Genomic DNA, 21,879 nt, shown 5'->3' with positions numbered 1-21,879 from the left:
CCTGCCGGACAGGCGGGGGTTCTTCCGGTTCACGACGGTTGGCCGCCGATCCAGCGGCGGACCCGGCCGATCAGGTCGTCCGCGTCCACGGGCTTGGTGACGTAGTCGCTGGCTCCCGCCGCGAAGCTCTTCTCGCGGTCGCCCGGCATGGCCTTGGCGGTCACCGTGATGATGGGCAGGTCGGCGTAGCGCGGGATGCCGCGGATCTCGCCGGTCGCCGTGTAGCCGTCCATCTCCGGCATCATCACGTCCATGAGGATCAGGTCGACCGCGGGATTGGCGATGAGCGCCTCGATGCCCTTGCGGCCGTTCTCGGCGTGCAGGACGCGGATGCCGTGGAGCTCCAGGATCCCGGTGATCGCGTAGAGGTTGCGGGAGTCGTCGTCGACGACGAGGACGGTGCGTCCGGTCAGCTCGCCTTCGATGACGTGCTCGGGCAGGCCCCGCGGCTCCTGGGCGCGGACCAGCGGCAGCACGTCTGCGGCCTGTTCGGCCGACAGGTGCAAGGTGATGCGTTCGCGCAGCTCGTCCAGGCTGGAGAGCAGTTCCAGCGGGCGGCGCGAGACGCGCTGTTCGAGGGCGCGCTCCTGCTCGGCGTGGAGACGGTTGCTGCCGTGGGCGAGGACGGGCGTGGCGGCGAGGGCGGCGTCCCCGTCGAGGGCGTCGAGGAACTTCAGGGCGCCGTCGCGGGACAGCCCGAGGTCGAGCACCACGCAGTGGACGGGCGCTCCCGCGAGGGCGGCGGCCGCATCCTGGGGGGTGGTGACGGTCACGACCTCCGTCGTGTCGTGGAGGCCGGCGGGCCCGCGTCCCTGGGCGAGGTCCTGGGAGGCGCTCTCGGCGACAAGGGTCAGCAGTCCGTGCGGCCGCTCCTCGATGATCAGGAGCCGGCGGTGGTGCGGAGCGGGAAGCGGCGGGGCGGAGGCGGACCCGGTGTCGGCCTCGCCGGCCGGGAGCGCCGCGGGGCCGTCCTGGGCCTCGGGCAGGGCCCGGGCGGCGAAGTCGGGGCGGGCGATCGGCAGGTAGAGGGTGAAGACGGAGCCCTCGCCGAGGGCGCTGCGGGCGGTGACCGCACCGCCCAGGAGGTGGGCGATCTCCCGGCTGATGGACAGGCCCAGTCCGGTGCCGCCGTACTTCCGGCTCGTCGTGCCGTCGGCCTGCTGGAACGCGGCGAAGATGGTCTCCAGCTGCTGCTCGGCGATGCCGATGCCGGTGTCCTTGACCCGGAAGGCGACGGTGGCCTGCGAGGGGGCGAGGCCGAAGGGGAGCTCCTCGGGGTCGGCCGGCTCGATGCGCAGTTCGACCCGGCCCCGCTCGGTGAACTTCACCGCGTTCGACAGCAGGTTGCGCAGGACCTGGCGCAGCCGGGCGTCGTCGGTCAGCAGGTCCACCGGCACGCCCGGCGCCGTCGTGATCTCGAAGCCGAGGCTCTTCTGCCCGGTCAGCGGCCGGAAGGTCGCCTCGACGTAGTCCAGCAGCTGCTTCAGCGAGACCCTTTCGGGGTTGATGTCCATCTTTCCGGCCTCGACCTTGGACAGGTCGAGGATGTCGTTGATCAGCTGGAGGAGGTCGGAGCCCGCCGAGTGGATGATGCCCGCGTACTCGACCTGCTTGGGCGTCAGGTTGCGCGTCGGGTTCTGGGCCAGGAGCTGGGCGAGGATCAGCAGGCTGTTGAGCGGCGTGCGCAGCTCGTGGCTCATGTTGGCCAGGAACTCGGACTTGTACTTCGAGGCCCGCGACAGCTGCTGCGCGCGGTCCTCCAGTTCCTGCCGGGCCTGCTCGATCTCCAGGTTCTTGGCTTCGATGTCGCGGTTCTGGCTGGCGAGGAGCGCCGCCTTCTCCTCCAGCTCGGCGTTGGAGCGCTGGAGTTCCTCCTGCTGGACCTGGAGTTCGGTGGACCGGGCCTGGAGCTCGGCCGTGAGGCGCTGGGACTCCCCGAGGAGTTCGTCCGTGCGGGCGTTGGCCACGATCGTGCTGACATTGGCGCCGATGGCTTCCATCAGCTGGCCGAGGAAGTCGCGGTGGACGGTGGTGAAGGCGCGGAAGGAGGCGAGTTCGATGACCCCGAGGACCTGCTCCTCGACCACGATGGGCAGGACGACGAGGCTGGCGGGCGCCGCCTGGCCCAGGCCGGAGGAGATCAGGTAGCCGGCCGGCAGGTCGTCGATGGCGATGGTGCGGCGGCTGCGGGCGGCCTGGCCCACGAGGGTGTCCCCGCGCCGGAACCGGACGTCGGTGGGACTGTCGGCGGGCCGGCCGTAGGAGCCGAGGAGGGTCAGCCAGGTCTCGGCCTCGGTCTCCTCGGCCAGGTAGAAGGCGCCGTAGCTGGCCGAGACCAGCGGGGAGAGCTCGTCCATGACGAGTTCGGCGACGACGGCGAGGTCGCGGTGGCCCTGCATCAGGGACGAGATGCGGGCCAGGTTGGACTTCAGCCAGTCCTGCTCCTGGTTGGCCCGGGTGGTCTCGCGCAGCGAGCCCACCATGGAGTTGATGTTGTCCTTGAGTTCGGCGACCTCCCCGGAGGCGTCGACGGTGATGGAGCGGGTGAGGTCGCCCTCGGCGACGGCGCTGGCGACCTCGGCGATGGCCCGGACCTGCCGGGTGAGGTTCCCCGCGAGCTCGTTGACGTTCTCCGTGAGGCGCTTCCACGTGCCGGAGACGCCCTCCACCTCGGCCTGTCCGCCGAGCCTGCCCTCGCTGCCGACCTCGCGGGCGACGCGGGTGACCTCGGCGGCGAAGGCGGAGAGCTGGTCGACCATCGTGTTGATGGTCGTCTTGAGTTCGAGGATCTCCCCGCGCGCGTCGACGTCGATCTTCTTGGACAGGTCGCCGTTGGCGACGGCGGTGGTGACGAGGGCGATGTTGCGGACCTGGCCGGTCAGGTTGTTCGCCATCGAGTTGACGTTGTCGGTCAGGTCCTTCCACGTGCCTGCGACGTGGGGGACGTGCGCCTGACCGCCGAGCCGGCCCTCCGTGCCCACCTCGCGGGCCACACGGGTCACTTCGTCGGCGAAGGCGGAGAGGGTGTCCACCATGGTGTTGATGACCCCGGCGAGCGCGGCGACCTCGCCCTTGGCCTCGACGGTGATCTTCTGCGAGAGGTCTCCGCGGGCCACGGCCGTCGCCACCTGGGCGATGGAGCGGACCTGGCCGGTGAGGTTGGAGGCCATGACGTTGACGTTGTCGGTCAGGTCCTTCCAGGTGCCGGAGACGCCGCGGACGGTGGCCTGGCCGCCGAGGTTGCCCTCCGTACCGACCTCGCGGGCGACGCGGGTGACCTCGTCGGCGAAGGCGGAGAGCTGGTCCACCATCGTGTTGATGGTCTCCTTCAGCTCCAGGATCTCCCCGCGCGCATCGACGCGGATCTTCTGCGAGAGGTCTCCCTGGGCCACCGCCGTGGTGACCTCGGCGATGGAGCGGACCTGCGCGGTGAGGTTGTCGGCCATGAAGTTGACGGAGTCGGTGAGGTCCCGCCAGGTACCGGAGACCCCCTTGACATCGGCCTGGCCGCCGAGCCGTCCGTCCGTGCCCACCTCGCGGGCCACCCGGGTCACCTCGCCGGCGAAGGCGGAGAGCTGGTCCACCATCGTGTTGATGGTGCTCTTGAGCTCCAGGATCTCCCCGCGGGCGTCCACGTCGATCTTCTGGGACAGGTCGCCCTTGGCCACCGCGGTGGCGACCTGGGCGATGGAGCGGACCTGGGCGGTCAGGTTCCCCGCCATGAAGTTCACGGAGTCGGTGAGGTCCCGCCAGGTACCGGAGACCCCCTTGACGTCCGCCTGGCCGCCGAGGATGCCCTCGGTGCCGACTTCACGGGCCATGCGGGTGACCTCGTCGGCGAAGGCGGAGAGCTGGTCCACCATCGTGTTGATGGTGTTCTTCAGCTCCAGGATCTCCCCGCGGGCGTCCACGTCGATCTTCTGGGACAGGTCGCCCTTGGCCACCGCGGTGGTCACCTGCGCGATGTTGCGGACCTGGTCGGTCAGGTTGCCCGCCATGAAGTTCACGGAGTCGGTGAGGTCGCGCCACACGCCCGCGACCCCGGGCACCTGGGCCTGGCCGCCGAGCCTGCCCTCGCTGCCGACCTCGCGGGCCACGCGGGTGACCTCGTCGGCGAAGGCGGAGAGCTGGTCCACCATCGTGTTGACGGTGTTCTTCAGCTCCAGGATCTCCCCGCGGGCGTCCACGTCGATCTTCTGGGACAGGTCGCCGCGGGCCACGGCGGTGGCCACCTGCGCGATGTCGCGGACCTGGGAGGTGAGGTTGCCGGCCATGGCGTTCACGGAGTCGGTGAGGTCGGCCCAGGTGCCGGAGACCCCCGGGACCTCGGCCTGGCCGCCCAGGGTCCCCTCGGTGCCCACCTCGCGTGCGACGCGCGTCACTTCGGAGGTGAACAGGGAGAGCTGGTCGACCATGCCGTTGAAGACCGTCGCGATCTCGCCGAGCAGCCCGTCCGCGCTGTCCGGCAGCCGGGTACCGAAGTCACCGTCGCGCACAGCGGTCAGACCGGCGAGCAGCTGCCTGAGCTCCGGCTCGCCCACGGCTCCCGGCGCGCCCTGCGCCTCCGGCACGCCGGCGCCGCCTGCACCGTCCACAGCCAGCTGTGACATCTTGCCCCCACACCTCCGTGACGGCGGCTCTCACCGCCTGATGAACAAGGGGAAGGCTACCGTCGTGCCGGCCGCGGACGTGCACGAGTGCAACGACCTTGCACCAGGAAGACGGCACCGGCCACCTGCCGAGTGGCGGCGAGTGTACGGTGGGCTGCCGGACGAGGCCGACAGCAAGGGGGGAGCATGCGGGACGGGCCCGACGAACAGGACGCCGAGAGCAGCAGACGCGAGCCCTCCGTGACCGATGCGTCGCCACCAGCCACCACCGCTTCCGCTCCCGCGCTCAACGGCGCCGGGGCGCGGGCCCGGGCACGCGCCTCCCTGATGTCCTGGGGGTTCGGCGAGGGTCCCGAGATGGACTCCGTGCTGCTGGTCGTCACGGAGCTCGTGGCCAATGCCCAGCGCCACGCCGCAGGGGTGCGCGCGTTCCGGCTGGCCCGCACGGACACGGGGGTGAAGGTCACGGTCGAGGACGCAAGCCTGAAGGCTCCCGTCGACAAGGGCTCCCCTGCCTGGCAACCGGGCGGCTTCGGCTGGCCGTTGGTGAACGAACTTTCGTCGAAGGTGGAAGTGGAGCTGTTCCCGGGCGGCAAAGCCGTCCACGCCTACCTGGACCTGGACGGCGCCTGACCCGCCCCGTCCGGACCGGTCTGCCCGGGTTTTTCGGCAGGCCGTCACTCCGTGCATACTTCGATGCAGACCAGGATGCGCGAGGGGGCACGACATGTCGGACGCGGGGCGGGTACCTCCGCAGGGCCCGGTGGGCAGCAGCTACGCCGTCGGCGGCGCATGGGTCGTCACTGCGCGGGGCGAGCTGGACAGCGAGACGATCGAACCGCTCAACCAGGCCCTCCTCGCCGCGAGCACGCAGCACCCGACCGTGATCCTGGACGCGTCCGACGTGACCTTCGCCGATTCGACCTGCCTGAACATGCTGCTGCGCGTCCACCGCCTCACCCGGCTGCGGATCGCCGCGCCCCGGCAGCAGCTCGTCCGGCTCCTCGCCCTGACGGGGGCGGACACGGTCCTCGCCGTCCATGCGTCGCTCGACGAGGCCGTGGCCGCCTGAGGGCCGGTGCGGAGGCCGTGACCCCCTGAAGGCCGGCCGCCGGGGTCAGTGCGCCAGTTCGGCGAGCAGTGCCTTGGAGAACGCCGGGAGGTCGTCGGGCTTGCGGCTGGTGATGAGCGCGCCGGGTCCCGCCGTGCACACGTGCACGGCTTCGTCGACCCAGGTGCCGCCGGCGTTGCTGATGTCCGTGCGCAGGCTGGGCCAGGAGGTCAGGGTGCGGCCCCGCAGGACGTCTGCTTCCACCAGCGTCCAGGGGGCGTGGCAGATCGCCGCCACGGGCTTGCCCTGGTCGAAGAAGCTCCGGACCAGCGCGACGGCTTCCGTGTTGGTGCGCAGCGCGTCCGGGTTGGCCACACCGCCGGGCAGGACGAGGGCGTCGAACTCGTCGGCGCTCGCTTCGTCCACGGTGAGGTCGACGGGGAAGGTGTCCGCCTTGTCGAGGTGGTCGAAGGCCTGGACGTGGCCGGCTTCGAGTGAGACCAGCACGGGCTCGCCGCCGGCCTCGGCCACTGCCTGCCACGGCTCGGTCAGCTCGACCTGCTCGATGCCTTCTTGAGCCATCAGGAACGCCACACGCATGAGAATTGTCTCCTTTGAGGGGAAAGCGACGGTCCCCTGCCGCCTGTCCGCTCTCCGGCGGGCCAAACGTATGCGCGGATGCCGCCGCGGCCTCCCCTCGGTCGGTTCGAGGGGAGGCCGCGGCGGCATCCGGGAGCAGGCCTGTCATGCGGTCAGGCGTGCTGGTGGGGTGTGCGGGTCACGCGTGGCGACGGTTGCCCACGACGACGCGGTAGATCGCGAGCAGGATCACCGAGCCGATGATGGCCGCGATCCAGGTGGAGAGGTCGAAGAACCCGTCGATCGAGTCGACGCCGAAGATGACCTTGCCCAGCCAGCCGCCGAGCAGGCCGCCCAGGATGCCGATGACCGTGGTGACGATGATGCCGCCCGGGTCCCTCCCCGGCATGAGCGCCTTGGCGATGAGGCCCGCCAGCAGGCCGATGAGAATCCAAGCGATGATGCCCATGATGCGTCTCCCACCTCGTCACATAAGAACGTTGTCAAAGGATCGTCTGCGCCGAATCCCCGGTCCTAAACGTTCGGCTCACCGAGGTGCCGGCGCAGCCCGCGGCGGGGGACGCGCGTCGGTTGCACGGCTGACGGGCTGCCAGGAGGACGGCAGCCGGTCGCCGGCACCCTGCCGCATCAGCTGCGCCGGCTCCTCCGGGCCACCGGAGGCCTGCCCCTCTTCGCCTACGCGCCCACCGTCGAGGCAGCCCTGCGGGGCGGCCGGCCTCCCGGCGAAGGAGCCCCGGCGCCCGCAGTGAGGCCCATGCGGCCGCGCCCGTCGTGGCGCAGCCGGCAGGTCGGCGGTCTCGGGGCGACGGGCGCGGCCGCCCCGGGGGACGGCTCACGGCTCGTCCAGGCCCCACGGCGCCGGCCAGGCATCGGGGCCGCCGCCCCGCCAGTCGATCGCGGGCGATCCGGCCACCTGCTCCTCGTCCCAGTCGAGCCCGGCACGCCGCAGGAACTCGGCCACGTCCCGCAGGCTGTGCGCAAGGCCGAGGATTTCGCTGTCCACGTGGACACGGCGGCCGCCGGACTCGTCGGGGACGTGGACCACGATCGTCTTCGGGTTCATCAGCCCAGCTTGCGGCCGCCCGGACCGGCGGGCATCCCGTGGGTCCTGCGGAAGGGCCCTCCGCCGTCCTTCGTCCGCTGCACCACCGCGCGGCCGCCGCCACGCATGGAGTGCGTGATCGGGGGCACGTCGAGAAGCAGGCCGACCGCTCGCGTCCGCCTGCCCGCCCGCCGAAAGGTCCCTTCCGTGCTGCTGCCCTCGCCGATACTCGTCCACAGCCTGCTGCGCCAGTACGACTCCCTCCTGGGCCAGGACTCCCCCGCGGCACGGCGCGAGCTGGCCGACGTCACCTACACGCTGTGTGTGTCCACGGCGACCCGGACCGTCGAGGACGCGGTCCTCGCAGCGCGGAACCTGATCGAGGCGGCGCACGCGCCGCTCACCGGCCGGCGGGACGCTTCGGCGCTGGTCACGCTCGGCTGATACCGCAGCCGAGCCCGGTTGCGGAGCCGGCGCGGGAGCCCGGCGGGCCCGTCGTTTGAGCGTGGGCGCAGAGGGGCAGGCGCCGGGAACCACACGCCACGGCCCGCCTGCGGGAACGCCCGCAGGGGCCGCCGTCGGCCGGTCCCGACGGCTCGGCGTCCTTCCGCAATCCGAGGGGACACGTGATGAAGACCCCGCGCAGCACCGATGACGCCCGCCGCCCCGCCTCCGCAGGCGCACAGGACGACGCGCAGGTCCGGGACCGCGGGGCGCCTTCCCCGCGCCGCCTCCTCACGATCTACCTGAACGACCACCTCGCCGCCGCCGGCAGTGGTGTCGCCCTGGCTCGCCGGATGGCCCGCGCCCACCAGGACACGCCGGCCGCCCCGCGCTTCACCGAGCTGGCCCGGGAGGTGTCCGAGGACCGGGACAGCCTGCGCGAGGTGATGACCGCCCTCGACATACCGGCGCACTGGTCGCGTGCCGCGCTGGGCCGGCTCGCCGAGAAGGCGGGACGGCTGAAGCTCAACGGCCGCCTGGTGGCCCGCTCACCCCTCAGCGACGTACTCGAACTGGAGGCCATGCGGTTGGGCATCGAGGGCAAGGGCGCGCTGTGGCGGTCGCTGCAGGTGCTCGCCGAGTCCGATGCGCGCCTGGACCGGACGGCCATGGCCCGGCTCTGCGACCGCGCCGAACAACAGGCCGAACTGACGGAGAGCCTGCGCGTGGCCGCGGTCGGGCGGACCTTCACCGTCGGAGCGCGCACGGTGCGGGCGGTGCCCGCCCGGCGCCACGGCACGGGGCGCCGGGCCGGGTGGGCGTCATGAAGGTCGTCGTCACCGGCGCGACCGGCAATACGGGGACCAGTGTCATGCGCGTCCTGGCCGAGGGCCCCGCCGTCACCGACGTCCTCGGGGCCGCCCGGCGGCTGCCCCGCCACCCGCTGCCCGGCGTCCGCTGGACCGCGGCGGACATCGACCCGGGCGGCACGGACCTCGACGAGCTGGTCGCCGGGGCGGACGCCGTCGTCCACCTCGCCTGGAAGTTCCAGCCCACCCACGACCCCGTGGAGACCTGGCGCACCAATGTGCTCGGCAGCATCCGCGTGTTCGAGGCGTGTGCCCGCGCGCAGGTCCCCGCCCTCGTCCACGCCTCCTCGGTCGGCGCCTACTCCCCCGCCCCCGGTGACGGGCGGCCGGTGGACGAGTCCTGGCCGACGCACGGCTGGCCCGGCGCCGCCTACACCCGGGAGAAGGCCTATCTGGAGCGGTACCTCGACGCCTTCGAACGCGCCCACCCCGACCTGCGGGTGGTACGCATGCGTCCGGGCTTCCTCTTCAAGCGGGCCGCCGCCTCCGAGCAGCGCCGGATCTTCGCCGGTCCCCTGCTGCCGTGGCGGTTGATCCGTCCCGGCCTGGTGCCCGCCCTGCCCGCCGTGACCGGGCTGCGCTTCCAGGCCCTGCACACCGACGACGCCGCCGCGGCCTACCGGGCGGCCGTCCTGCGGCCGGTCAGCGGCCCGTTCAACCTGGTGGCCGATCCGGTCCTGGACACCGCGGCCGTCGCCCGGCTGCTGCACGCGCGGACGGTGCCGCTGCCGGCCGGGGCGGCCCGCGCCGCACTCGCCGCCGCCTGGCGGATGCACCTCGCGCCCGCCGCACCCGGGCTGCTCGACGCGGTCCTGCGGTTGCCTCTGCTCGACGCGGGCCGGGCGCGGGCCGAACTGGGCTGGGCCCCGGCCCGTACGGCCACCGAGGCGATCGAGGAGTTCCTGCAGGGCTTGCGCGCGGGAGCCGGGCTGGACACGCCGCCCCTGGCCGCTGCCGGGAGCGGCGGCTAGGTCATCCATTTCGGAGCTTGCGGGCCCCGACACGATCCGAGGCGGTCCAGGGCGACGGAGGCGGCCTGGGGGGCTCCGTGGGGCCGCCGCCGGCTCCCGGGATGCTGGAGCGGGCGGGCGCCCGCACGCTGGAGGCATGGCTACCAACGCACTGCGGGTGGTCGTCCACCCGCCCGACGGGCAGGGCGGGCGGGAGGTCCGCTGCGACGGGGAGGTCCTCGGCCGCGCCTTCGGCCCCTCCGACGTGCTGGAGTTCCTGCGCCGTGCCGGCTTCGACCCCGACGAGGCGGCCCCGTACGGCGAGGGCCTGGTGGACTGGCTGGGTGGCGGCCCTGCCACCTGGCACTCCTCCTGACCGGCGCCGGGACGTCCGCGGTGGTGTTCCCCGGGCGGGTGTGGGTAGGCGGTTGCCCGTACCCCGTACCCCCAGGGAGAGAGGTTCCATGAGTCGCAAGGAATGGCCCGAGCTGGTCGGCATGCCCGCGGAGGAGGCCTCGGCGGCGATCCGGGGGGACAGCCCGGACGTGACCGAGGTGCACGTCGTCGGTCAGGGGCAGATGGTCACCATGGACTTCCGACCGGGCCGCGTCCGGCTGTACGTCGACGACCAGGGGCGCGTCTCCCGGGTACCGAGCACCGGGTGACGGGCACCCGATGACCGGTACCCGGTGACCGGTACGCAGTGATCGGCACTCGGTGTCCGGTACGGGCGGACGGGCCCGGAGCACCTGCCGGAGCGGCGGCCCCGGGTCCGCCCCGGGCCGCCGTGCACCGTCCGCCGCTGTCAGGTGATCTTGTGGCAGACCCCGGCCCGTTGGGCGGAGTTGACGAGTTGAACCGCGCAGACCTTGCCCTTGCGCATGTTCTTGCGCGGGTGGATCGCGAAGCCGTCGCCCCAGCTGCATCCGTTGGCCGTCTGCCGGGTCTCCTGGTGGTAGAGGGCGCCGGCCGTGTCGTAGAAGCGGATCGCGCCCTTCGCGCCACACGTGAAGGAGGACAGCGGCGCGTGAAAGTCGACTTTGTCCACGTACGTCCCGCCGCCGCCCACGGAGGCGCACAGCACGCGCACCGGGGGCAGGGGCCACGGATCGCATCCGGTGGCCGAGGCCTGCGCCGACGAGGGCAGGGCGACCAGCCCGACGGAGAACAGCAGCGTCGCGGCGGCGCACGAGGCCCAGCGCGCCTGGCGGTGGAAAGCGGTCACGCAGACTCCCCCTTCCATCCGGTCCCCGCGGCGTGCGGGGCGGGGGCCCAGCCTGTCCGGGCGGCGCCCGCCCGACAACCCGCCCAACGACCCGAACATTCGACCGAACCGGAGTGCATGGGGCAGGATCGCCAGGAGTGGCGGCCCGCGCCGGATCGCGCCGCACCCCGGGTCTGGCTTTCCCGGTAACGGCAGTGGGGCCTGCGACGTCCTGCCTGCACCGCGACGGCGGGCTCTGCCCACGCCCCGGAACCGAACGCACCTGGAGAGATCGATGGGCATCGTGCACATGTCCGACCCGCGCGTCGCCGCGGTCCCCGTCCGCGACAACGGCCAGCCCCTGACCGATGTCCGCGCCGCCGGGGTCCTGGTCGACGGCCGGCGCTCCGACCCGGCGGGTGCGTTCGCGCAGCTGCGCACCGGGGTGGTCGAGCGGCTGCTGCACGCGCAGTCGCTGCTGCCCGAGGGGCTGCGGCTGCTGCTGGTCGAGGGGTACCGGCCACCGGACCTGCAGCAGAGGTACTTCGAGCAGTACGCGGCCCAGCTGCGCACCGCCCGTCCCGAGTGGACCGCGGAGCAGATCCGTACGGCCGCCGCCCGGTACGTGTCGCCGCCGGAGGTCGCCCCGCACAGTGCCGGAGCCGCAGTCGATCTGACGCTGGTCGACCCGGACGGCGTCGAGCTGGACATGGGCACACGGCTGAACGCCACACCCGAGGAGAGCGCAGGCGCCTGCTACACCCACGCCGACGGCATCTCGCGCAGCGCGCGCCTGCACCGCGACGTGCTCACGGTCGCCCTCACCAGTGCCGGCCTGGTGAACTACCCGACCGAATGGTGGCACTTCAGTCACGGGGACCGGTACTGGGCGCTGATGACCGGCCGCCCGGCCGCCGTGTACGGTGCCACCCGGCCGGGCGGTGCCGCAGGGCCACCGGACACACTGGACGGGAACCTCCCCGACCAGCCCGGCAAGGACGGACGACCGTGATCACCACCGAGCGCCTGCGACTGCGCCCACTCACCGAGGCCGATACCGACTGGTGGGTGCGCCTCCACGAAGACCCCGAGATCAACCGGTTCGTCGGCGGCTACACCCGTGAACAGGCCGCGGCCCGGCTCCGCGACATCCAGGAGCAGTGGGCCCGGCGCGGGCACGGGCTGTGCGCCGTCGAGCTGAAGGACACCGGCGAGGCGATCGGCCGCAGCGGCCTGAACTGGTGGCAGGAGTTCGGCGAGACCGAGGCCGGCTGGACCCTGGCCCGCGCGCACTGGGGACAGGGGTATGCCACGGAGGCCGCCCGGGCCGTTCTCGCGTGGGGCTTCGGATCCCTGGGACTGGAGCGGATCACCGCCATGATCCATCACGGCAACACCGCCTCCGCCACCGTCGCGCGGCGGCTGGGCTTCACCCCGCTGCGCGAGGACACCGTCCTCGGCCGCCCGTGCGTGGTGCACGCGCTGGACCGGGACGACTTCCCCGCGGCCTGAGGCCGTTGGAGCGAGGGCAGCCACCGGCCGGGTGATCGGCGTGCGCGTGGCGGGCGTGTAGGGCCTCGGCGCAGGCGGGCCGGGGCGAGGATGCACACGTCCGCTCGCCCCTCCTCGTCGACGGGAACTCTCAGTGCTCGAACGCAAGCAGCTCAAGGGCCGCACCAAGGTCACCTTCGTCCTTGCGGAGAACGCTCCGGCCGGGCCGGTCAGCGTGGTCGGTGACTTCAACGACTGGACGCCCGGCGCCCACACCCTGCAGCCCCGGGGTGACGGCACCCGTGCCGTCACCGTCGCCCTGGCGCCCCAGAGCGCGCACTCCTTCCGTTACCTGGCGGCCGGCGACTACTGGTTCGACGAGGAGAGCGCGGACGGGCACGACGGCACCAACGGTCTCCTCCACACCTGACCCGATCGGCCGAGGAAAAATCCTTTCCGCAGGTCAGGGGGAATGCATTCTCGCAGGCCATCCGGGTGACGTGCCGTTGCCCGGAACCCGCCCGGGGTGTTGGACCGCCCGACGCGCCGCCTTCCTGGCGCGTCATCGAGAGATCCCCTGGGAGTCACCATGCGCATGCGCTCTGCCCTGACCGCTTCCGTCCTGACCGCCGGCATCCTGCTGGGCGGTGCCGGCGCCGCCCTGGCCGACGGTGTCGACGCCGAGTTCTTCTCCGGTGGGCACGCGTCCTTCGCGTCCGCCTGCTCCTCCGCCGCGGCCGTCCCGGCGCGCTTCGGTCCCGCCTACACCTCGAACTGTGCGGCCGAGGGCGAGAAGGAGTGGGCGGAGTTCGGCCACCTCGGCGCCCACTGACGCCTGGCGCCGCCTCCGCAGGGGCAGTGGACCTCAGGTCCGCTGCCCCTGCGGCATGTCCGGCCCGGGGTGCGCCGGGGCCTTCTGTCCGCCTCGCTCCCTGTGTCACTCTGTCGGGGACGCCCGGCCCTCCCCTCCCCCGCGGCCCGGCCCACGGACACGGAACCCGCCCATGCCTCTGCCCTTCGCCCAGCGCACGGCCCTCGCCGCCCTGACCGCCTCCGTGCTCGGCCTGCCGGCGGCCTGCGCGCCCGGGGCGGCCGCCGGCCCGGCGTCCGCGCCCCCGGCGGCGACGCCGGCGGCGACCCCGGCCGTGCGGCCCACCGCCGCCCCCGGCGCGTCCGCGCCGGAGCCGTCCCGCGCTGCGGACGTGCGGCGCGAGACGTCCGTGCTGGCCATCCCCTCGGCGGGCGTGGCCGGGCTGCGCGTGGTCCCGTACGAGGGCACCACCGACGACGCGCCCGGTACCCGCATCCAGGACGGCGGCGCGGCCGCCAGTCCGTACGGGGCGCGGGGCGGGGTGGGGCCCGGGCAGGTCGGCAACTTCCTGGTGACCGCGCACCGACTGTCGGCGGGCGGGCCGCTGCGCGACCTGCCGTCCGTGGGCCGGGGCGACACGGTCCTGGTGGCGGCGGGCGGCCTGGTGTACACGTACGAGATCGTGGCGACCCGCTCCACCTCCTTCCGGTCCGCGCGCTCGCTGAGCGAGCAGCGCGCCGCGGTGCCGGGCGAGCCCGGTGCGGCGCCGACCCGGGCGATGATCACCCTGTCGACCTGTGCCACGCCGGAGGACCACGCCGCGGGCAATCACTGGAGCGACGCCCAGGGCAATCCCGAGCACCGGATCGACAAGATAGGCGTGCTGCGCGGCGCCGCCGCGCGGTCGCCCGCGCCCTGAGCCGGCCGGGTCCGGGACCGCCGCTCACGGCGGTGGCCCGGACCCGGCCGGTGTGCCCTACCTTCCGCTGATCACGAACTGCGACCCGGGTTCGACGAGGACGTCCCCGTCGGCCGAGCCGGTGATGGTGACGTTCGAGAGGGTCGCGCTGCCGCGCGCCCCGCCGTGGGCCCGGATGCCGGCGCCGTTGTTGGACCGGTCGATGCGCACATTGCTGATCTTCGCGTCCGGTACGGTCCCGCCGCCCGTCTTGAACTGGATGCCGTCGTAGGTCGAATCGTGGATCTCGGTGTCGCGGATGACCACCCCGGGGATGGGCTGGTTGGCGGCGAAGAGCGTGATCGCGCCGAACTCCTGGGCCTCGCCCCAGAAGGCTCCGCCGGTGCGGAAGAGTCCGTTGCCGGCGATCAGCGTCTGCCCGGAGAAGGGCAGCGGGTCGTGGTCGGTCGCCAGCATGATGCCCGGGTAGTTCATCGTGTCCTGGATCAGGTTGTTCTCGATCGTGTTGCCGTAACCCCCGTACACGGCGATGCCGTTGGCCCGCCACGGCAGCTGGATGGTGTTGTTCCGGAAGTGGTTGTCGTGCCCGATGTCCACCGACTGGTCCTTCACGTACTTGCTGGACCACACCGCGAGGGCGTCGTCCCCGGTGGTCCGGAAGGAGGAGTTGAAGACCGTCGAATTGCGCGTGCCGTTGGCGAAGTTGATGCCGTCGGCGTAGAGGTCGCGGATGCGCATCCCGCTGAACTCGACTCCGTCGCCGGGGCCCCACAGGGCGGGGATGTTGTCGTAGTCCCGGCCCACCCAGACACCGACGTTGGCGTGCTCGATCCACACGTTGGTGATCTTCGTGTTCCTGCCGAAGCGCCCGTTGAGGCCCACGCCGCCTTCGGCGTTGCCGTCGCCGCCGCGGATGGTGCCCGAGCCGAAGATCGCGATGTCGGAGATCTGCGTGTTGTCGTCGATGTCGAAGCCGAAGTTGCCCTCGTGCGGGTGGTTGATCCCGCCCGCGTCCTGCGGCGGGGTCAGCGTGTAGAGCTGGGAGTGCCACATGCCGGCGCCGCGGATCGAGACGTTGCTGATGCCCACCTGGTTGAACTGGCCCCGGTTGAGCGGGTCGTCGGTGAGGATCTTCTGCTCCTGGCGCCACTGGCCCTGCGGGATCCAGACGCAGGCGATCTGCCCGTTCTGGTCCGCCGTCACGGCCCGCTGGATGGCGGCCGTGTCGTCGTTCCCGTCATTGGGAACCGCTCCGTAGTCGGTGATCGAGGTGCACTCGGCCGGCTTGGCGGCCGGCGGGGCCACCTGCTCCAGGTCGACCAGGTCGATCACGTAGAACGCGGCCGTGTCACCCGTATCGCGCTGGAGGCGGAACGTGGTGCCGGCCGGGTGGCTCTGCCCGAGCAGCGCCTGGGACTCGTCGAAGAGTCTGCGGGCGTCCCCGCCGGGGGTGTTGGTCAGTCCCTCCGGGCTGTCGGTGCTGCCGTAGAGCCAGCTGTGCTTGGACGACAGGGTGAGCTTGCGGGCGAAGCTGCCGTTGACGTAGAGGCTGAGGGTGGCGTCGGCGCCGCCGCCGTTCGGGGCGTCGGGGACGGAGTGGCGTACGACGAGGGAGTTGGCCGCGCCGGTGGAGGTGAACTGCACGTACTGGCCGGTCGCGGTGAGACGGACGGACTCGCGGCCGGAGGACTCGGTGGCGAAGTTGGTGTGGCCGAAGGTGCGCTCGGCATCGGAGCGGAGCAGCGTGCCGGTGTGGTTGCCCGCCTCCGCCTCGTACTCGGTGTACGGGACGGCTGCGCCGCGGCCGACGACCAGGGCGCGGGAGAGGCTGTTGTTGGTCTCGTTGGTCTCGGCGACCAGGCCGGTCCCGTCGGCCGTGGCGGTGAGGGTGGCGCCGCCGCTGACCGCCGTCCAGGTGCCGTTGACCGGGACCTGGACGGTGGCGCCGGCGGCGATGGCCGGGGTGGGGCCGTTGAGGGTGGTGGTGCCGGCGACCAGTCGGGTGACGGTGCCCGCGGGGACGCCGGTGGTTCCGCGGTTGTGCACGGCCACGGTGAAGGAGACGGGTGTGCCGACGGCCGGGGAGGCCGGGTTGCTGGTGAGGGAGAGGACTTCCAGGTCGGGGCCGGGTGCCTGGCTGACGACGAGCTTCGCGGCGGCGGTCCGGCTGTTGTTGGTGTTGTCCTGTTCGGGCACGGTGTCGTTCGGGTCCACGACGGCCGAGACGGTGTAGCTGCCCTGCGGACGCCTGCCGACGGCGACGGGGACGGTCGCGGAGGCGCCCGCGGCGAGGGCGCCGACCTGGGCGCTGCCGGCGACGGCGCCTTCCACGCTGACGCTGACACCGGTGGCGGTCGAGGCGGCCGTTCCGCCGTTGCGGACGGTGACGGCGACGCTGACGGCGTCGCTCTCGGAGGGGGCCGCGGGCGTCCAGGACAGGTCGGTGACGGTCAGGTCCGGGTGGGGCGCGGCCGCGCCGATGACCTGGAATTCGGCGACCTGGGCGCCGCCTGCACCGGTGTTGCCGGAGAACTTCAGCTGGACGTCGGCGAGACGGCCGGTGACGGGCAGCGTGACGGTGTTCTGGTTGCCCGCCGGACTGAAGAGGTGGTCGGCGCGGGCCCGCAGCGAGGTGTAGCCGGTCGCCGACTGCGCGCGGCCCAGGACTTCGATGCTCTGGGTACGGGCCGACCAGGCGGGATCGGGGTTGAGTCTGAGGACCACGCCGGTGACGTCGGCGTCGGCGCCGAGCCGCACGGTCAGGGTGGACTGCTGGGCCCCCGCTTCCCAGTAGCTGGTGATGCTGTCGTCGTTGGCGTTGGCCGCGAGGTAGGACTGCGTGGTGGAGGAGGCCTCGATGGGCTTGCCCTTGGCCAGGTTCACGCCGGCCGGCGGAGTTCCGGGGTCGCCGGGGTCGCCGCTCCCGGCGGCGGCGTAGACCTCGAACTCCGAGAGCTGCGCGGCGGGCCATCCGGTGTTGGCGCTGACGGAGACGCGTACGTGCCGCACGGTCGCGGCGGGGAACCCGATGGTGGCGGTGTTGGACCGGGCCGGGTCGAACAGCCGGCCTGCCGCGGCCGACAGGGTGCTGAAGCCGCTGCCGTCGGCGCTCCCCTGGACGGTCAGCGTCTGGGTGCGCGCCTCCCAGGAACCGGGCAGCTTCAGCACCACCTGGTCGACGGAGACGCTGCGTCCGAGGTCCACCTGTATCCACTGCGGGAAGGCCTGGGCGGGACCTTCCCAGTACGAGCCGGGGTTGCCGTCCGTGACAGCCGAGGCGCCGTAGCCGCCGACCGATCCGCTCGCGGTGGCCGCTCTGCCGAGGGCGAGATTGGGGCCGCCCGCGGCGGCGGCGGGGCCGGCGGGCAGAAGCCCGAGGGCGAAGAGCCCCGCCACGACCAGGCCGGCCAGCAACCGCCGGCCGCCGTGCATCCATCTCATGCTGTCCTCTGTTCCATGGGGGGAGCGGCCGCGTGGGGTGCACCGGCCGGAGGGCGGGCGTGCGAGGTCAGCAGGCGACTCACCGGATGACCTGCCGTGATTTTGCGCAGCGTTCTTTGTTTTTTGAGTGATCTGATCGCTGATATGCGGTCATGGCGCCACAGGTTTCTCGCAGTTGACGAGTTTGTCAACGGCTCTCACACGCGGAACCCGCGGGGCCGCCGGATCGTCCGGGGTGCGCCGGCAGGCTGTCCTCCTCGACCGGAGCGCCAGGAGCTCCGGGGCGTCGTCCCGCTCGAACCGGATCTCCCGGACCATGCATGCCCCAGCCGCGGTGCGTCGGCAGTCGGCGGTCGGCGGTCGGCGGCAGGGGCATGCGCGTAAAGCGTTGGACAGGCCCCGGGCGTTGGGCGAGCATCTCGCGGTGACCAACGAACCCCCCGCCACTCCCCCACGCGTCCGCTTCGTCGTACTCGACGCAACGGCGCTGCGGGCGCTGGCCGACGGCGACCTCGCCGCCGCAAGCGCCGCCGCCGGCGTCGCCCTGGACGAGCACTTCATCGGCGACCGGGCTCGTCGGATCTTCGGCTACCGCGCCGACCAGCTCACCGCGCACCCGTCGGCTGCGCCCTGGACCACGCGGGCCGCGGTGTCCGAGCCCGACGGGGCCGTCGTCGGGGACGCCGGGTTCCACGGTCCGCCGGACGAGGCCGGCGTGGTCGAGGTCGGCTACAGCGTCGTCCCCCGGTACCGCCGCCAGGGCTACGCCCGGGCCATGCTGCGGGCGCTGCTCGTCCGGGCCGCCGTCGAAGCAGGCGTCCGGACCGTCCGGGCCACCGTCCGGTCCGACAATGCGGCTTCCCTGGCCACGCTCGCGGGCTTCGGCTTCGTGCGCGTCGCCGAGCGGGGCAGCGACCGCGACGGCATCGAGTTCGTCTTCGAGGTTCCGGCGGACGCGGTCCCTGCGTAGTCCCTTCGACCGGACGGCGGGGCAGGGGGGCGCGCGTCCGGACCGCCCCCCCTCCCCCGCACCGCACCGCACCACCCGCCCCGATTCTCGGCGCAGGCACATGTATGCGAACGCCACTCCGATCCGGTGGTTCTCCAACCCCGGCCTACCTGCCACATCACGGGGAGCACCGCAGCCATTCGCCTCACCTGCGGGTTTACGTTCGCCAATGCTTGCCTTTGTCAACTTTTTAGCTCCGTACCCCTCCCCTCGTTTGCGTGGAGCAACCAACCACTCCTACGGTTGCCTAAAGCAACGATGCGGGGAGGCGCCATGGCCGAACAGGCCCAGTACGAGGAGCTGGCCCGCGAACTCAGCGCCATCGGCGCGGTCAAGCGGGACCTGGGGCGCATCCTGCCCCAGGACTGTCCGGCGGGATCGGCCGCCGTCCTGACGCTCCTCGGGCGGCACGGCGGCGTGCGGATGAGCCGGCTCGCCGAGCTGCTCTCGGTGGACATCTCGGTCACCAGCCGCCATGTCGCGCACGTCGCGGACCGGGGCTGGATCGAGCGGCTCCCCGACCCGGCGGACAAGCGATCCCGCATGTTGCACCTCACCTCCGCGGGGCAGGAGCAGCTCGACAAGCTCTCCCGGCGCACCTCACGGCTCCTTTCGGACCGGCTGGGCGACTGGTCGGCGGACGAGGTCGACCAACTCATCCAGCTGATGAACCGGCTGCGCACGAGCTTCGGCGACTGCCGTTCCGCGCCGTAGGCCGGACGCAGGCCCGTGCGTCCCCGTACGTACGGGGACCCGCCGCCGGACCGTCCCGCGGCGGCGACCCGGTGCCGACGCGCCATTCCCACCCGTACGCGACGCGTACGCGGAGAACCGATCACCCGTACACCCGCACGAAGAACGTAAGGAAGCCCATGGCAACGACCACACCAGCCGGTGTGCGGGGCAGTCACGCCAAGCCCGGCGGCAGCCACGGCGGAGGCCGGCACGGCGCCCATGACGAGGGCCGCCCCGGCGGCCCCGACAGCGCGCCGATGACGCACCGCCAGATCATGGAGGCGCTCTCCGGGCTGCTGCTCGGCATGTTCGTCGCCATCCTGTCGTCGACGATCGTCTCCAACGCCCTGCCCCAGATCATCGGCGACCTCGGGGGCGGCCAGTCCGCCTACACCTGGGTCGTCACAGCGGCCCTCCTGTCCATGACGGCCGCCACCCCCTTGTGGGGGAAGCTCTCCGACCTGTACAGCAAGAAGGCGCTCGTCCAGATCGCCCTGGTCATCTACGTCCTGGGGTCGGCGGCCGCCGGCCTGTCCCACAACGCCGGCACGCTCATCGCGTGCCGCGTGGTGCAGGGCATCGGCGTCGGCGGCCTCTCCGCCCTCGCCCAGATCGTCATGGCCGCGATGATCTCCCCGCGCGAACGCGGGCGCTACAGCGGCTACCTCGGCGCGACCTTCGCCGTCGCCACCGTCGGCGGCCCGCTGCTCGGCGGCGTCATCACCGACACCGACTGGCTCGGCTGGCGCTGGTGCTTCTACGTCGGCGTGCCCTTCGCGATCATCGCGCTGATCGTGCTGCAGAAGACCCTGCACCTGCCCGTGGTCAAGCGCGAGGTGAAGGTCGACTGGGGCGGCGCCTTCTTCATCTCCGCCGCGGTCTCGCTGCTGCTGGTCTGGGTCACCTTCGCCGGGGACAAGTACGACTGGATGTCCTGGCAGACCCTCGCCATGGTCGGCGGCTCCGTCGTCCTCGGACTGCTCTTCCTCCTCATCGAGTCGAAGGCCGGCGAGCCGATCATCCCGCTGCGGCTGTTCCGCAACCGCACCATCGCCCTGTCCTCCGTCGCCTCGCTGTTCGTCGGCGTCGCGATGTTCACCGGCACGGTGTTCTTCAGCCAGTACTTCCAGCTGGCCCGGGACAAGTCCCCGACGATGTCAGGCGTGATGACGATCCCGATGATCGCCGGCCTCTTCGTCTCCTCCACCGTCTCCGGGCAGGTCATCACCAAGACCGGCAAGTGGAAGGCCTGGCTGCTGTGCGGCGGCGTGCTGGTGACCGCCGGGCTGGGTCTCCTCGGCACCATCCGCTACGACACCCCGTACTGGCACATCGCCGTCTTCATGGCGCTCATGGGTCTCGGCATCGGCATGATGATGCAGAACCTGGTGCTGTGCACGCAGAACCAGGTGGCGCCGTCCGACCTCGGTGCGGCCAGCTCCACCGTGACGTTCTTCCGCTCCCTCGGCGGTGCGGTCGGCGTCTCCGCCCTGGGCGCGGTGATGGCCAACCGGATCACCGGCTACGCGCAGGACGGTCTCGCCACGCTCGACCCGAAGTACGCGGCGGCGGCTGCCGCGGCGAACTCGGGCAGCAGCATCCCGGACATGGACAGCCTCCCCGGTCCGCTGCGCACCGTGATGGAGAGCGCGTACGGCCACGGCATCGCGGACGTCTTCCTGATCGCCGCGCCGCTGGCCCTCGTCGCCTTCCTCGTCACTCTCTTCATCAAGGAGGTTCCGCTGCGGACCTCGGGCGGTCTGGACCAGTCCGCCCAGGACCAGGCCGAAGCGCCGGGAGCGGGCCCGGAGGCCGCCGGTGCGGACGTTCCCCGCCAGAGCTCCCCCGCAGCCACGACGGCTGCGACTGCGACTGCGGCACCGGCACCGGCACCGGCACCGGCATCGGCGAACGAAGGAGAGGCCCCCGTGCCCGAGGGCATCGAAGTGGGTGGCTGGGTACGCGGCGCGGAGAGTGCGCCCGTACCGCGGGCGGCCGTCACGCTGATCTCCCTCGCTGGGCGGCAGCTGGGCCGGTCGGTCGCCCGGGACGACGGCGCCTACACCGTGTACGCGCCGGGTGCGGGCTCCTACGTGCTGATCGCCTCCGCCGACGGTTTCCGGCCGCAGGCGTCGACGGTCGTCGTGAACGGCGAGCCCGTCGCCTACGACATCCTGCTCAGCGGTACGAGCGGCCTGAGCGGGCTCGTCCGGGCCGCCGACGGCGGCGCGCCGGTGCAGGGCGCCGTGGTCATCGTGACGGACGTACGCGGTGAGGTGCTGGCCACCGGGACCACCGGGGCCCAGGGCGAGTTCACCTTCGCCGAGCTGGTCCCTGGCCACGTGACCATCGCGGTGAACGCCTCCGGGCACCGCCCGACGGCGCTTCCGGTGGAGGTCGGGGTCGCCGGCGTCACCCGGGTCGACGTCGAGCTCACCTCGGGTGCGCAGGTCCAGGGCGTCGTCAGGGCGCCGGGCGGACCGCTGGGCGATGCACGGGTCACGCTGGTCGACGCCGCGGGCAACGTGGTCGCCACCGCCCGGACCGGCGGCGACGGCGCCTACGCCTTCGCCGACCTGGACGGCGGCGAGTACACCGTCATCGCGACGGGGTACCCGCCGGTGGCCTCGGCGCTGACCCTGTCGGGCCGGGGCGTGGACGGCCACGACATCGAACTCGCCCACCCCGGCGAGTAGGCGGGCC

21 protein-coding genes are annotated in these 21,879 nt (G+C 72.5%); 15 read left to right on the top strand and 6 right to left on the bottom strand.

Annotated features, from left to right (window positions below; genetic code table 11):
• Nucleotides 1-29: 29 nt before the first annotated feature.
• On the bottom strand, nucleotides 30-4,610 hold the full coding sequence (locus ACLJTM_RS10355) for a HAMP domain-containing protein (RefSeq protein WP_411103156.1): 4,581 nt from the start codon (nucleotides 4,608-4,610) through the stop codon (nucleotides 30-32).
• Nucleotides 4,611-4,796: 186 nt separating this feature from the next.
• Between ACLJTM_RS10355 and ACLJTM_RS10350 the strand changes: the two genes are divergently transcribed.
• Both ACLJTM_RS10350 and ACLJTM_RS10345 read left to right on the top strand, forming a co-directional pair.
• Nucleotides 4,797-5,243 carry an ATP-binding protein gene (locus ACLJTM_RS10350; protein ID WP_411103155.1) on the top strand — a complete coding sequence of 149 codons (447 nt, stop codon included), beginning with the start codon at nucleotides 4,797-4,799 and terminating at the stop codon, nucleotides 5,241-5,243.
• Nucleotides 5,244-5,337: 94 nt separating this feature from the next.
• Nucleotides 5,338-5,682, top strand: coding sequence for an STAS domain-containing protein (locus ACLJTM_RS10345; protein ID WP_411103154.1), 345 nt, complete (start codon nucleotides 5,338-5,340; stop codon nucleotides 5,680-5,682).
• Between the two features lie 45 nt (nucleotides 5,683-5,727).
• Here the strand turns inward: ACLJTM_RS10345 and ACLJTM_RS10340 are convergent, their stop codons facing one another.
• The 3 genes from ACLJTM_RS10340 to ACLJTM_RS10330 all read right to left on the bottom strand — a co-directional run bounded on the left by ACLJTM_RS10340 (nucleotide 5,728) and on the right by ACLJTM_RS10330 (nucleotide 7,324).
• Entirely contained in the window at nucleotides 5,728-6,261 is a 534-nt protein-coding gene (locus tag ACLJTM_RS10340; RefSeq protein WP_411103153.1) for a type 1 glutamine amidotransferase domain-containing protein, read from the bottom strand.
• Between the two features lie 178 nt (nucleotides 6,262-6,439).
• Entirely contained in the window at nucleotides 6,440-6,709 is a 270-nt protein-coding gene (locus tag ACLJTM_RS10335) for a GlsB/YeaQ/YmgE family stress response membrane protein (protein ID WP_411103152.1), read from the bottom strand.
• Between the two features lie 384 nt (nucleotides 6,710-7,093).
• The gene (locus ACLJTM_RS10330) at nucleotides 7,094-7,324 is read right to left on the bottom strand and encodes a hypothetical protein (protein WP_411103151.1); all 231 of its coding nucleotides are present in this window, start codon (nucleotides 7,322-7,324) and stop codon (nucleotides 7,094-7,096) included.
• 186 nt (nucleotides 7,325-7,510) lie between these two features.
• Between ACLJTM_RS10330 and ACLJTM_RS10325 the strand changes: the two genes are divergently transcribed.
• From ACLJTM_RS10325 to ACLJTM_RS10305, 5 genes are all read left to right on the top strand, one after another.
• Nucleotides 7,511-7,747 (top strand): DUF5133 domain-containing protein, encoded by a 237-nt coding sequence (locus tag ACLJTM_RS10325; RefSeq protein ID WP_411103150.1) that lies wholly within the window; start codon nucleotides 7,511-7,513, stop codon nucleotides 7,745-7,747.
• A 185-nt stretch (nucleotides 7,748-7,932) separates the two neighbouring features.
• The gene (locus ACLJTM_RS10320; protein WP_411103149.1) at nucleotides 7,933-8,574 is read left to right on the top strand and encodes a hypothetical protein; all 642 of its coding nucleotides are present in this window, start codon (nucleotides 7,933-7,935) and stop codon (nucleotides 8,572-8,574) included.
• Nucleotides 8,571-9,587: an NAD-dependent epimerase/dehydratase family protein gene (locus tag ACLJTM_RS10315; protein WP_411103148.1), complete on the top strand. Its 1,017-nt coding sequence runs from the start codon at nucleotides 8,571-8,573 to the stop codon at nucleotides 9,585-9,587. The genes ACLJTM_RS10320 and ACLJTM_RS10315 overlap by 4 nt, the downstream gene beginning before the upstream one ends.
• A 136-nt stretch (nucleotides 9,588-9,723) precedes the next feature.
• A complete protein-coding gene (locus ACLJTM_RS10310; protein WP_411103147.1) occupies nucleotides 9,724-9,942 on the top strand; it encodes a hypothetical protein in 219 nt (72 codons plus the stop codon).
• A gap of 88 nt (nucleotides 9,943-10,030) precedes the next feature.
• Nucleotides 10,031-10,231: a serine protease inhibitor gene (locus tag ACLJTM_RS10305; protein ID WP_411103146.1), complete on the top strand. Its 201-nt coding sequence runs from the start codon at nucleotides 10,031-10,033 to the stop codon at nucleotides 10,229-10,231.
• Nucleotides 10,232-10,371: 140 nt separating this feature from the next.
• On the opposite strand, the gene ACLJTM_RS10300 is transcribed toward ACLJTM_RS10305, so the two are convergent.
• Entirely contained in the window at nucleotides 10,372-10,791 is a 420-nt protein-coding gene (locus tag ACLJTM_RS10300; protein WP_411103145.1) for a hypothetical protein, read from the bottom strand.
• Nucleotides 10,792-11,065: 274 nt separating this feature from the next.
• On the opposite strand from ACLJTM_RS10300, the gene ACLJTM_RS10295 reads away from it, so the two are divergent.
• From ACLJTM_RS10295 to ACLJTM_RS10275, 5 genes are all read left to right on the top strand, one after another.
• Nucleotides 11,066-11,782, top strand: a complete 717-nt coding sequence (locus tag ACLJTM_RS10295) for a M15 family metallopeptidase (RefSeq protein WP_411103144.1) — start codon at nucleotides 11,066-11,068, stop codon at nucleotides 11,780-11,782.
• Nucleotides 11,779-12,282, top strand: a complete 504-nt coding sequence (locus tag ACLJTM_RS10290) for a GNAT family N-acetyltransferase (RefSeq protein ID WP_411103143.1) — start codon at nucleotides 11,779-11,781, stop codon at nucleotides 12,280-12,282. The genes ACLJTM_RS10295 and ACLJTM_RS10290 overlap by 4 nt, the downstream gene beginning before the upstream one ends.
• A 133-nt stretch (nucleotides 12,283-12,415) precedes the next feature.
• Nucleotides 12,416-12,691, top strand: coding sequence for an isoamylase early set domain-containing protein (locus ACLJTM_RS10285; protein WP_411103142.1), 276 nt, complete (start codon nucleotides 12,416-12,418; stop codon nucleotides 12,689-12,691).
• 159 nt (nucleotides 12,692-12,850) lie between these two features.
• Entirely contained in the window at nucleotides 12,851-13,093 is a 243-nt protein-coding gene (locus tag ACLJTM_RS10280; protein ID WP_411103141.1) for a hypothetical protein, read from the top strand.
• Between the two features lie 172 nt (nucleotides 13,094-13,265).
• Nucleotides 13,266-13,991, top strand: coding sequence for a class E sortase (locus ACLJTM_RS10275; RefSeq protein ID WP_411103140.1), 726 nt, complete (start codon nucleotides 13,266-13,268; stop codon nucleotides 13,989-13,991).
• A 57-nt stretch (nucleotides 13,992-14,048) separates the two neighbouring features.
• On the opposite strand, the gene ACLJTM_RS10270 is transcribed toward ACLJTM_RS10275, so the two are convergent.
• Entirely contained in the window at nucleotides 14,049-17,432 is a 3,384-nt protein-coding gene (locus tag ACLJTM_RS10270) for a CARDB domain-containing protein (RefSeq protein WP_411103139.1), read from the bottom strand.
• A gap of 424 nt (nucleotides 17,433-17,856) precedes the next feature.
• Here ACLJTM_RS10270 and ACLJTM_RS10265 point away from each other — a divergent pair, with 424 nt between their 5' ends.
• The 3 genes from ACLJTM_RS10265 (at nucleotide 17,857) to ACLJTM_RS10255 (ending at nucleotide 21,872) form a co-directional block, all read left to right on the top strand.
• Complete coding sequence (locus tag ACLJTM_RS10265) at nucleotides 17,857-18,402, top strand: GNAT family N-acetyltransferase (RefSeq protein ID WP_411103138.1); 546 nt, start codon at nucleotides 17,857-17,859, stop codon at nucleotides 18,400-18,402.
• Nucleotides 18,403-18,714: 312 nt separating this feature from the next.
• On the top strand, nucleotides 18,715-19,155 hold the full coding sequence (locus ACLJTM_RS10260) for a MarR family winged helix-turn-helix transcriptional regulator (RefSeq protein WP_411103137.1): 441 nt from the start codon (nucleotides 18,715-18,717) through the stop codon (nucleotides 19,153-19,155).
• 158 nt (nucleotides 19,156-19,313) lie between these two features.
• Entirely contained in the window at nucleotides 19,314-21,872 is a 2,559-nt protein-coding gene (locus ACLJTM_RS10255) for an MFS transporter (protein ID WP_411103136.1), read from the top strand.
• Nucleotides 21,873-21,879 lie beyond the last annotated feature (7 nt).

The organism is Streptomyces sp. cmx-4-9 (assembly GCF_046548835.1).
GTDB lineage: Bacteria > Actinomycetota > Actinomycetes > Streptomycetales > Streptomycetaceae > Streptomyces.
This window is presented reverse-complemented; position numbering and strand designations above follow the sequence as displayed.